Annotated in this window: 12 protein-coding genes; 6 read left to right on the plus strand and 6 right to left on the minus strand. The window is 46.5% G+C overall.

Annotated elements, in window-relative coordinates; all coding sequences use genetic code 11:
* Positions 1-51 precede the first annotated feature (51 nt).
* The 4 genes from RYZ18_RS05445 to RYZ18_RS05460 form a co-directional block, all read right to left on the minus strand.
* Entirely contained in the window at positions 52-1332 is a 1281-nt protein-coding gene (locus RYZ18_RS05445) for a TRAP transporter large permease (protein WP_317655381.1), read from the minus strand.
* 10 nt (positions 1333-1342) lie between these two features.
* On the minus strand, positions 1343-1912 hold the full coding sequence (locus RYZ18_RS05450; protein WP_317655382.1) for a TRAP transporter small permease: 570 nt from the start codon (positions 1910-1912) through the stop codon (positions 1343-1345).
* A gap of 75 nt (positions 1913-1987) precedes the next feature.
* A complete protein-coding gene (locus RYZ18_RS05455; RefSeq protein ID WP_317655383.1) occupies positions 1988-2983 on the minus strand; it encodes a sialic acid TRAP transporter substrate-binding protein SiaP in 996 nt (331 codons plus the stop codon).
* Positions 2984-3122: 139 nt separating this feature from the next.
* Positions 3123-3845, minus strand: a complete 723-nt coding sequence (locus RYZ18_RS05460; protein WP_317655384.1) for a GntR family transcriptional regulator — start codon at positions 3843-3845, stop codon at positions 3123-3125.
* Between the two features lie 96 nt (positions 3846-3941).
* Between RYZ18_RS05460 and uxuA the strand changes: the two genes are divergently transcribed.
* Together uxuA and RYZ18_RS05470 are read left to right on the plus strand one after the other, a co-directional pair.
* Positions 3942-5165, plus strand: a complete 1224-nt coding sequence (gene uxuA / locus RYZ18_RS05465) for a mannonate dehydratase (RefSeq protein WP_317655385.1) — start codon at positions 3942-3944, stop codon at positions 5163-5165.
* Between the two features lie 263 nt (positions 5166-5428).
* Positions 5429-5749 (plus strand): hypothetical protein, encoded by a 321-nt coding sequence (locus tag RYZ18_RS05470; protein ID WP_317655386.1) that lies wholly within the window; start codon positions 5429-5431, stop codon positions 5747-5749.
* Between the two features lie 36 nt (positions 5750-5785).
* Here RYZ18_RS05470 and RYZ18_RS05475 read toward each other — a convergent pair whose 3' ends face one another.
* On the minus strand, positions 5786-7651 hold the full coding sequence (locus tag RYZ18_RS05475; protein ID WP_317655387.1) for a sigma 54-interacting transcriptional regulator: 1866 nt from the start codon (positions 7649-7651) through the stop codon (positions 5786-5788).
* 208 nt (positions 7652-7859) lie between these two features.
* Between RYZ18_RS05475 and RYZ18_RS05480 the strand changes: the two genes are divergently transcribed.
* From RYZ18_RS05480 to cynS, 4 genes are read left to right on the plus strand one after another with little or no spacing between them, the layout of a single operon-like run.
* A complete protein-coding gene (locus tag RYZ18_RS05480; RefSeq protein ID WP_317655389.1) occupies positions 7860-9248 on the plus strand; it encodes a CmpA/NrtA family ABC transporter substrate-binding protein in 1389 nt (462 codons plus the stop codon).
* 42 nt (positions 9249-9290) lie between these two features.
* Positions 9291-10088 carry a nitrate ABC transporter permease gene (gene ntrB / locus RYZ18_RS05485; RefSeq protein WP_317655391.1) on the plus strand — a complete coding sequence of 266 codons (798 nt, stop codon included), beginning with the start codon at positions 9291-9293 and terminating at the stop codon, positions 10086-10088.
* Between the two features lie 11 nt (positions 10089-10099).
* Positions 10100-11002 carry an ABC transporter ATP-binding protein gene (locus tag RYZ18_RS05490; RefSeq protein WP_317655392.1) on the plus strand — a complete coding sequence of 301 codons (903 nt, stop codon included), beginning with the start codon at positions 10100-10102 and terminating at the stop codon, positions 11000-11002.
* A gap of 59 nt (positions 11003-11061) precedes the next feature.
* A complete protein-coding gene (gene cynS / locus RYZ18_RS05495) occupies positions 11062-11532 on the plus strand; it encodes a cyanase (protein ID WP_317655393.1) in 471 nt (156 codons plus the stop codon).
* Positions 11533-11829: 297 nt separating this feature from the next.
* Here cynS and RYZ18_RS05500 read toward each other — a convergent pair whose 3' ends face one another.
* Entirely contained in the window at positions 11830-12057 is a 228-nt protein-coding gene (locus RYZ18_RS05500) for a hypothetical protein (RefSeq protein WP_317655394.1), read from the minus strand.
* Between the last annotated feature and the right edge of the window lie 22 nt (positions 12058-12079).

Genomic DNA, 12079 nt, shown 5'->3' on the forward strand with positions numbered 1-12079 from the left:
CACCTATCATTAACAATCAATTTTTCTAACCAATTGCTAAAAAGGAGCTCATTAACGGTACAGCAAGGTCGGCAACCACATTGTTATGGCTGGCACATAGGTGACCAACAACAAGACAATTACCAAAGGTATCAAGAATGGCACAGTTCCGACAAACGCTCGTTCAAAGGGAATATTCGCTATTCTCGCCAGCACATATAGGACCATGCCAACGGGAGGTGTAAGAAGACCAAGCATCAGATTTAGTACCATAATGACGCCAAAATGCACTGGATCCACACCAATTGCCATGGCTACGGGCAAAAGAACCGGTACCATAATTGTGATTGCGGCTACAGTTTCCATAAAACAACCGACAATCAAAAGAATGACGTTGATGAGCAGCAGGATTACCCAGGGGCGATCAGAAATAGTCAGAAGAAAATCAGCCACTGTCCTGGGAACTTGATTAGAAGTCAAAACCCACGCGAATATGGAAGCCGCGGCCACAACAAACAAAACAACCGCTGTCGTTTCAATTGTGTCGTAACTAACTCGAATAAATCGTTTCCAGCTAAGCGTGCGATACACGAGAAGGCCAAGAAAGATAGCATAGGCACACGCAGCGATTGCCGCTTCAGTTGGCGTAAAAGCTCCAGACAAAATACCACCGACAATAATCACGGGTGTCATTAACGACAAAAACGCTCGTCCAAAGCTTTTGTACAAAAATGCAAAAGAAAAGTTCTGGTCACGCGGATAATTCCTGCGTCGTGCGATTACAGCAACGAGGATCATCAAGGAAATTGCCATGAGTAGGCCCGGAATAAAGCCAGCTGCAAACAACTGACCAATTGAAGCACTCGCGACAACTCCATAAATAACCATCGGTAGGGAAGGCGGTATGATAGGTCCAATTGTAGAAGATGCTGCCGTCACACCAACCGCAAATTCAGGGTCGTATTTAGCATCTTTCATCGCCTTGATTTCGATAGCACCTAGTCCTCCCGCATCAGCAACTGCAGCCCCTGACATACCCGCAAAAATAACTGAAGCCCCAACATTCACATGGCCTAAGCCACCACGCATCCAACCAACTAGCGAAAGTGCAAAACTAAAAATACGCTCGGTAATTCCAGACGTGTTCATCAGATTACCAGCAAGAATAAAAAACGGGACTGCCAGCAAAGGAAAACTGTCCACGCCATTAATCATGCGATGAGACACGACCATCGGCGGAACGCTGCCATTTAGAAAAATAAAGATTGCAGATGAACCCGCCAGCGCAATAGCGATGGGCGCGCCCATTACAATCAAAGCAAATAAAGCCAAAAAGAGTACTGCTATCTCCATTGGAAAATTCCTATTCAACCTTTGCGGATTTATCTGCGTGTAATTCTGGGTCTATGAGCCGCGAAGTTCCGGTCTGCCAGTGCCTCCATGTGTTCAAACATGCATATAACGTCATTGCGGCAAAACAGCCCACGACCACCCAATACATGTATGCTTTGGGTACATCGATTGAGACCATCATTTGTTGGGTCCGGCCCGATATTTGGATTGTTAGGACTGTTAACAAACCAAAGAAGGCAACATTTACCAAATCAATAATTAATTGAGCAATTTTGCGTCCCTGACGGGGTACGTAGCGATAAAGAAACTCCACTGCGATGTGAGACTGTTTCCGCGTAGCCATCACAGCTCCCAAAAAAGCCACACCTATCAGAAGAAAGCGAGCTATCTCCTCAGTCCAGCCCAATGAGTCATTAAGCACATAGCGAGTGAAAAACTGCAAAAATACAACAAATGCTAAGATCCAAAAAATTAGGAAGACTGGAATATCATCTAAACGTACATCGGAAAGCGAAATTTCTTCCTCGAGAAATTCCGGTAAATTTTCTTGTCCGTCGCTGCTGCCATTATCATGGTTCATGTGAGACAACCTAATTTGTGTCCGTACGTAAGGGGGACGACACCGTCCCCCTTATTACTTTTTTGCCGAAATAAATTATTGGCCGATGGCCTGAAGACGATCGTACGTCTCTTGATCCCAAGTTGCCATTTCACCGTTGTGCATTGCACGAACAGCTTCGATGAATGGACCCCGATCAACTTCATTGACTGTCACGCCCTCCGCACGGAACCAATCAACTAGCTCTGCTTCTGCCGCACGAATTGCGTCGGTCGCGCAAACGGCTGTATCTTGCAGTACTTGGCTAAGAGCTGCCTGGTCTGCTTCATCCATGGATGACAGGGTGGGCCCGCCAACGATGGTCAGCAATGCGTCTGTTATGTGGCCTGTCAAATTAATGTTTGACTGCACTTCGTAGAATTTTTTCGCTTGAATGGTGGGAAGTGGATTTTCTTGCGCATCAACTGTCCCTTGCTGCAAAGCTAGATAAACCTCTGCGAAGGCAATCGGGGTTGGGTTACCGCCCGTTGCTTCAGGAAACATCATGTACAAAGGCGCGTTTGGCACACGAATTTTTAATCCCTCCATGTCTGCAGGACTTGTGACTGGAGTGTTCGATGTTACGTGACGATTTCCATAATAGGTCATCGCGACAATGCGGTTCCCGGTGGCATCCGTGTAACCCTGAGACAGCTCATCAAACAAATCGGAGTTTCTGAAAGCATCCCAATGTTCATAGTCACGGAACATGTAAGGGGCACCACCAATCGCAATTGGGCCATATGAGCGGCCTGCAAAAAGTTGCCCAGTGTATATAATATCTACTGTACCAAGACTTAAACCTTCATTGATGTCGACTTCCTTACCGAGGGTTGACGCTGGATACACTTCAATCCCGTATCGATTGTCTGTTGCGGCCATTAACGCAGAATGTGCGTCAACGGCACACGTGTGATAAGGCTCGCTAGTTTCATACACGTGTGCAAATTTTAAAGTTGTGCCAGCCTCTTGGGCGGCAGAAATGTTCGCAAATCCCAACGCCAAGATGGCGGTGCTTGCCCCAAGTTGCGTCATGGTTTTGATGGATGGCATGATTTTCCTCCCTATATCAATGTTAAGCCTGATCGCTATACATTCACTCCCTGCATCAGAGAGTTCACAAATTTTCACCTGCAATCAATAGTTTTGATCACGAGTAGAAGCTTAAGTTGTAACTGTTCGTTCCTCCCTGCTAGATGGGTGCGTTCAGAGGACATGGAAGATCCCCTTCCGGCCGATGAAATGAGGTTGGATGCTCTGCAATCATGTTTGGGAGATCTGACAAAATTGCGCGAAGATGGGTTCGTATCGCACGATTGGCACCTTTCCGGTCAGACCTAGAAATGCAATCAACCACAGTCTCATGCTGAGCGATCAAATGACGAACTTCAAAATTATCGAGCGTTAAAAAACGAACGCGGTCCATTTGCGATTTCAGACCTTGAATGAGTTTCCATGCACCTTTTTTGTCTGCAGCATCTGCCAAAGTATGATGAAAGTCCTCATCTAAGCGCATAAACTCCGATGGATCTACAGCTTTGTATTGCGCCTTGATCTGGGCTTTTAGGTCTCGAATTAATTCAGGATTTGGCTTGGAAGCTAAAATTCCAACAATATCCGCTTCAATTGCTTCACGCAGAAAACGCGCATCCAACACCGTAACAAAATCAATTTTAGAGACGATCGTCCCTCGCTGTGGGCGGATTTCCAACAGTCCTTCAATCGCAAGATGAATAAATGCTTCGCGCACAGGCTGGCGACTGACTTTGCAAAGCGTTGCTATCTCACTTTCGGAAATTCTTTGGCCAGGAGTGAGATCACCACGGATAATGGCATCGCGCAAAAAAGCAGACAACTGCGGCACGATCGGTAGATATTGATCAATTTTCCAAGCGCGGATTGATCCACCATCCATGATTCTTGTCCTCCTAATCACAGAATTACCATACTGCCATACTAGTCGGCAAATAATTTTCCTGATAAGTTCATAGTCAATATTTTGGAGGGAATCATGAAACAAACATGGCGTTGGTTTGGCCCGAAAGATCTTGTCTCCATTGACGATGTAGTTCAGGCGGGTGCTGAAGGCATTGTCTCGGCACTCCATCATCTACCTACTGGCTCGATATGGACAGCCAGTGAAATAGCAAAACGGCAAGCTGAGATTGAACACTTTAAAGATGGTTCAAAATCAGGACTGACTTGGGACGTGGTCGAAAGCCTGCCAGTATCCGAAGATATAAAAAAGCAGAATGGAGACTGGCGAGCACATATCCAAAACTACAAAGCTAGCCTTCAAAATCTCGCCAATGCTGGTCTTGAGGTAATTTGTTACAACTTTATGCCAGTTTTAGATTGGACCCGAACGGATTTAGCCTGGAAAGTTAAACACGGTGGCACTTGTATGCGGTTCGATCTAGTAGATTTCGCTGCTTTTGACTTGTTTATTCTCAAGCGACCTGAAGCACCACATGATTTAAATGAGGAGTTGAAAGAAGCCGCAGAAAAAAGATTTGCCGATATGTCGGATGCTCGCAAAGAACAATTAGCATCGAACATTGTATGTGGACTGCCAGGGGCGGCAGAACATTTTTCACTAGACGATGTGCGGACACATATAAGCCAGTATGCTCACATGAGTGAAGCTAAGCTCCAAGCCCATTTAATTGATTTCCTGACTGAAGTTGCACCAGTTGCTCAAGAGTTAGGGTTACGCTTGTGTTGCCACCCAGACGATCCACCCGTTCCCCTTTTGGGATTACCACGTGTTATGTCCACTGAGGCACAATATACTAAAGTACTGCAAGCGGTAGACGTTATGGCCAACGGCGTTACCCTGTGCTCTGGGTCACTCGGCGCGCGACCAGACAATGACCTACCTGGAATGATGAGCCGTTTGGGTGATCGGGTACATTTCCTCCATCTCCGTAATGTATTGCGAGAAACTGACGGTATCCTTTGTTCATTCCACGAAGCCGAGCACCTTGGTGGCAATACTGATATGGTGGCTTTAATTGCAGCAATTGTTTATGAAGAGGCGCGGCGCAAAGCCGAAGGACGGTCCGATTACTCAATCCCTATGCGACCAGATCATGGACAAAATATTTTGGATGATCTTAGTCGTAATACGCAGCCTGGATATCCAGTGATTGGGAGACTCAAAGGTCTTGCGGAGCTTCGTGGTATATTCAGCGCTTTGGAGCATCCATACGCCACAGGACAGCAGCGGCACTGATAAGAGCTTAGAGGATTTGAAGTCCGACGTGCACTCCGGCGATAGGTCTTTTCCAGCCTTCGTGGAGAAACGGTTTTAATACAAATGCGCTAATGACTGCTTTTACATACGGCATCATAAGCGGCTATATTTTGTGCGAATGGCCAATTCATCTGCATCATTCGCGCGCAATCCAATCTACCATGCAAAGTCGCTTATTCCGCTTGTTGCACTACTTGCTTCTAAGAGCACACGCTGAAATCGTGGTATTGGGAGTAGGTGCAATGACGGAATTCTACGAAAGCCCAATGGAATACGCGAGCTTCATATACGAGCGAAGCAAGGTCATTTGCTACGGCCTGAAGAACAACGCGGGTGGAACGGTAACGGTGCTCAACTTTGTAGACAGGGCGCTGGCGGACCAATTCAAAGCGGAGTTTTTAACCGACAGAAGTTTTGAAGTTGTGCACAACCAAGCCCAGCTTGTCTGCCTATCTGACTATGACACTGTAATGCGACGATCCAACAACGACCCTCGCGTGAAATACCTTCACTACAATCGAGAGTTCATGATGGGCACACTGGCACATGTCGGTCGGTTTTGACCGTAATTACTCCAAGTTCGCTCTAAAAACCTTTTGTTAAATGGAGCGCCATTCCGCAGGCGTAATTTGATACCGTTTAATACGAGAGTAAAATGTCGTTGGTTTAACATTCATCAAGCTTGCCGCACCGTTGGCACCAGCAACCTTGCCGTTAGTTTCTCTAAGACATGCTATCATGCTGTCGCGTATTATATCATCTATTTGGTCTTCAGTTCGGATTTGACGTACAGGCGCGGCGCTTGAAGCCCCTGATGCTCCAAGTTCTAAAACAATTTTACCACCAGCAGACAAAATCGCAGCACGCTCAATTACATTTCGCAGCTCGCGAACATTACCTGGCCATGAGTATGCTTTCATTTGCTGCACAGCGCGCTCTGTGAGGATTGGAGCTTCAAGATTTAACTTCTTACAAGTAACGCCCAATAAATGGCTAGCTAGCAATGGGATATCTTCTGGCCGATCTCTTAATGGCGCACATGATATTGGGAACACATTGAGAAAGTACATTAAGTCTTCGCGCATTTTACCTGACTTTACAGCGCTCTCAGGTGTGTCAGTCATTGCTGCAATCACTTGCACATCCAATGCCTTTACACGGGTATCACCAAGCCTGGTAATAGTTGCTGTCTGCAAAAACTGCAAAAGCCGCCCTTGGGTTTCTTGTGGCAGCTCAGAAACGTCATCCAAAAATAACGTTCCGCCATGCGCAAGCTCTAACTTTCCAGGCTTATCACGTAACACATCGGCAAAAGCTCCGCGAACAACGCCAAAAAGCTCACGTTCTAATTCATCTGCTGCAACGCTGCCACACTTGAACTGTATCATTGCACGTTTTGATCGATTGCTTATTTTGTGAATTGCATTGGCCACCAGGGCCTTTCCTGTACCAGTCTCTCCGGTGATCAAAACAGTGCTATCCGTCGCAGAAACCAAATCAATGCGAGCCCTAACTTGCTTTATTGCTGGCGATACACCAACAATATCATGATGGGCACGCTCTGAACTTATGGCTTCTTGAAGATATGCATTTTCCTGCTCTAGCCGATCGCGTAACGACGCCACTTCAGCTAATGCGTCTTTTAACTTGCGTTCGTTTTCTTTTCGCTCAGTGATATCACGGAAGATCACCACAGCTCCAACCAGAACTTGTTGGTCGTAGATTGGTGTCGAAACGTACTCTACACGGATCGGTTTGCCGTCTTTACGCCAAAACACTTCATCATCAATTCGATTAACTTGTTCATATCGAAAGGATTGATAAATCTTACACTCATGCGCTGGGTATACGTCGCCGTTTAAATGATGGTGATGAATCAAAGAGTGAATATTACGACCTAATAGGTCTTCTGCTGTCCAGCCCAACATTTCACGGGCGGCGCGATTTACAAAAGTTGCCTGCCCTTCAGCATTAACACCATAAATTCCTTCACCAGCGGCGTTGAGAATAAGTTGGTTTTCACGTTCCAGTTCAGTAAAAAATTGCTCGGCATGTTTCCACTCTTCTAAGCCGCCGCGGTGGATCTTTGCCGTCTCGGCTAACGCGGCTCTTCGAGAAAATTCATCGAGATCAATCATAAGCAACAAAACATGCCTTGGGTCATCCGGAAGAATTTTTGCATGAATTTCGCAACGCACCGATCGGTTATGAAGCGTAAAAAGTTGTATATCTCGTGACCAGGCTTCGCCGCGGTGATCCACCTCCTCCAGAAATACGATAAATTTCGCAAGGTCAGCTTGTATCAAGCGTGAGAATGCAATGCCTTCAATAACCTCATCCGCTGCGAGTAATTTTTTAGCAGCGGGATTGGAGGCAACAATCTCATCAGAATGCGTGTCCAAAATAAGCGCAGGGCTCGGCAAAGCCGACACAAGGGAATCAAGAAACTCAACAATCCTCGCCATGTGGCAACACTATCACTATGCAAACAAAAATTGATACGAAATTTTATAATTTACGATTTTTCGTAAATTATAAAACAACAAAATTCATAGTAAGATATTGATTTAAAACAAATTTCATAATTTGAGAAATTTTCAGCGATGACCTGCACCACACTGAAAATTTTTGTGATTGTTCATGGGACGACCAACCACTCAGGAAGGACCTCCCATGTCTATAAAAAGTTTAGGAAATCCATTCTCCGAAAAAACGGACTTACGTCATGGTGCTGATTGCGGTTGCCATGCATGTGCCATCAGCGAAGCAGTTTCATCTAAACACCACGCCGCTCCCAGCATGTCGTCTGAACAGATGTTGGAGCGCGCCATCGAGAGTGCAGTGGTACGTTCAGTTTTTGGTCAGAACGATATAAGTCGCCGTTCTTTCATGGGGATGCTCGGTGGCAGCACCTTTGCTGCTGCACTCGCGTCAGCATTCCCCTTAGACAAAGCTAAAGCTGCGATTCTTGATGAACTGGGCCCACCTGAGAAAACAGACTTGAATATCGGGTTCGTTCCCATCACCTGCGCCACACCAATTATTATGGCGCAGCCCATGGGTTTCTACGAACGGTACGGCTTGAACGCACAAGTGATCAAAACTGCTGGTTGGGCAGTTGCGCGCGATAAGTCTTTGTCTGGTGAGTATGACGCGAGCCACATGCTCACACCGATGCCACTCGCAATGACATTGGGTGCTGGGTCAGTGGCCTCGCCATATATTATGCCAGCGGTTGAGAACATTAATGGTCAGGCAATCGTCTTGTCCAATGAGCACCTTGATAAGCGCGACCCAACGCAATGGAAGGGCTTCACGTTTGGCGTTCCATTCGAGTATTCAATGCATAATTTTCTTTTGCGCTACTATGTAGCGGAGTTTGGTTTGGACCCAGACGTAGACATCCAAATTCGCGTTGTTCCACCGCCTGAAATGGTAGCTAATTTGCGCGCTGGAAACCTAGACGGTTACTTATCACCAGACCCATTCAATCAACGTGCCGTTTGGGAAGGTATTGGTTTCATCCACATGCTCACTAAGGACATTTGGGAAGGTCATCCATGTTGTGCATTTGCGGCGCCATTGTCCTTTGCACAAGAGCTACCAAATACTTACGGCGCCCTTCTCAAGTCTATTATTGATGCCACACAATATGCTTCAAACCCAGACAACCGAAGCCAGATTGCGGAAGCAATTGCACCAACGAACTATCTAAACCAACCCGTTCCAGTCATCGAGCAAGTGTTAACTGGCACGTTTGCAGACGGACTTGGACAAGTGCAAAATGTACCAGATCGAATTGATTTCGATCCGTTCCCCTGGCACTCAATGGGGGTGTGGATCCTGACGCAAATGAAGCGCTGGGGCTACATTGAGGGTGACGTAGATTACAAAGCAGTTGCTGAACAAGTTTATCTTGCCGCCGATTGCAAAAAAGTAATGGAAGACCTGGGCTACGATGCCCCGGACGTTACCTACAAGTCGCACATGATCATGGGTAAGACCTTCGATCCAGCACAACCAGAAGCTTATGTTCAAAGCTTTGAAATCGGTAGAGGCTGATCGATGTCATACACTCTCTCAATTCATCAGAGAGCTGCGCTTTTGTCATTGATTATGTTGGTGGTCGGCCTCCTGATATGGGAGGCCGCGATCCCCGCACAAACAGCAGCTTCAGAACTGACCGAATATGAACGGCTCATGGGGCTTGGCCAAGAACGCGCAGGCGTGCCTCCACCATCTGATGTGTTAGCCAAGGCCTGGGAGCAACTTAGCAACCCTTTCTACGATGCAGGGCCAAATGACAAAGGTATCGGCATCCAAATAGGATACTCGATCTATCGCGTCCTATCAGGTTACTTTATGGCAGCTCTGGTAGCCATTCCGTTTGGTTTTCTCATTGGGATGAGCCAAGTAGCGTACAAAGCCTTCAACCCGTTCATCCAGGTCCTCCGCCCTATATCGCCACTGGCGTGGATGCCACTTGCACTCTTTATCATTCAAGATAGCGAAGCGAGTGCGATTTTCGTCATCTTCATATGTTCAATTTGGCCGATGCTAATTAACACGGCATTTGGGGTAGCCGGCGTACGTCAAGACTGGGTCAACGTAGCACGCACACATGAGCTCAGTAATTTAAAGACAGCTTTCTTTGTCATTTTACCGGCTGCAGCTCCAACGATTATCACCGGAATGCGAATTTCTATTGGCATCGCGTGGCTCGTAATTGTGGCTGCAGAAATGCTCGTGGGCGGAACCGGTATTGGCTACTACGTCTGGAACGAGTGGAACAATCTGGATCTAACCTCCGTCATATTCTCAATTCTGATGATTGGCGTGGTAGGAATGCTGCTCGACTCTGCTTTTGGCATTTTGCAACGAGCCGTCGCGTACGCCGAATAGGGAGAAATCATATGTCTAAACCTTTCCTTAGTATCGAGCGCTTGACTCAAAAATTTCCTGATGGGCAAGGCGGCACACATACTGTTTTTGAAAATGCCACTTTCGGAATTGAGAAGGGCGAGTTTGTGTGCATTCTTGGGCACTCGGGTTGTGGCAAATCCACGATAATGAATATCTTGGCCGGATTAGCTGAACCCACATCTGGAGCGGTTAAAATGGATGGCTTAGAAGTGTCCGGGCCCTCTTTAGACCGTGGCGTTGTCTTCCAAAATTACTCACTGCTACCGTGGTTATCGGCGATTAAAAACGTAACTTTTGGGGTGAAAGCACGCTATCCAGATTGGCCCAGTGAAAAAGTTGAACAGCACGCACTTGGATTTCTTTCGAAGGTCGGCCTGGAAGGTGATGTTGTCCACCGCAAACCTAGCCAATTGTCAGGCGGCATGCGCCAACGTGTTTCTATTGCACGTGCATTCGCAAACCAACCAAAACTTTTGCTACTAGATGAACCGTTTGGTGCGCTCGACGCACTAACCAGGGGCACAATCCAAGATGAACTCATCAAAGTATGGGGTGAAACTGAACAAACTGTATTCATGATCACTCATGATATTGATGAAGCAATGTTGCTGGCTGACCGGATTCTTCTAATGACTAACGGTCCGTACGCACGTGTCGCAGAGTCTGTGGACATAACAATCCCTCGGCCTCGCAACCGTACGGAAATTGTAGAGCATCCCAACTACTATGCTATTCGAAATCATCTCGTGCAGTTCCTTGGACATCGGTCAAAGGAATTGGCAGGGAAAAGTTTTGCTGATCAAGCCGTCCGTCCAGAAACAGTTCACATCGACAAAACTGGGACGAAAGAACCAGACAGCTCAACACCGTCACTCAGAGCAGTAAACCAATAACCGTGACTTTCACGCGTTGGCTCATTGAGACCTCTCCTTACAAAGAAAAGGACCTTATCATGAAACATACCTTCCAAATTGAACCCATGCTGACCAAAGAAGATGTCACTATGATGATCTTGTCCGCAAAAAAATCTAGCGGGCTCACATGGGAAGAAATTGCCGAAAAAATCTCTATGTCACCTGTATGGACACATTCTGCATGTATGGGAATGAACGCTTTTTCTGAGGAAAAAGCTACAGCACTAGCGAAAGTGTTGGACTTACCTAATGAAGCAATCGACATTATGCAGGAGCCGCCAACTAAGGTTTGGGAACAAAGCATTCCGACTGACCCATGCATTTATCGTCTCTACGAAATCGTAGGAGTATACGGTCCCACTATAAAAGCGTTGATCGAAGAAAAGTTTGGCACCGGCATCATGTCAGCAATCGATTTCGATATGCAGATTACGCGGGTTCCTAATCCAAAAGGTGATCGCGTAAAGATTGAAATGTCAGGTAAGTATTTAGCTTACAACGCTTGGTGATCTCGCAAAAAGGAACAAGTAATGCCCATACCATAACGGCATGGGCATTATTAAATTCTGTGGACCGCCTGATCTAAACAGCTAGAAAAACATATCATTGTAGGGTCGACACATTTCAAGTTAGGAAAAAATTAGAGAATTTTTTGAAGCACGGATAGCGTCAAGACTTTTCTGGTCAACCGTCAAGCCAACACCTAGAACGCCCGCATCTCAAATGACCGGCCGCTTACTGAGGCAGACATCAACAGCGATGATTTCTTAATGCATTGCACAGGCATAGACGATCCGTGATATCAGCTACTCTTGCGTATGGTAATGTCCGTCTTTGCCCAGCTGATCGATCTGCGCGATTATAGGGTCGTAATCAAATACCAAATCCATGCCATCTCTGGAGATTAAAACCAATCTGGGATCAATAGTTAGTGTAAGGTCGAGCAGATAAGCCTCAGGGACAACATCATCAGGGCCATACGACCCCAAAGACAGCTGAAGTTCCAGTTGCTTTAATTCAATTACGCTACGCATATATCGGCTGTCCTATCTTGGC

This window comes from Roseovarius sp. 10, assembly GCF_033100315.1.
In the GTDB taxonomy this organism is placed as follows: Bacteria; Pseudomonadota; Alphaproteobacteria; order Rhodobacterales; family Rhodobacteraceae; genus M30B80.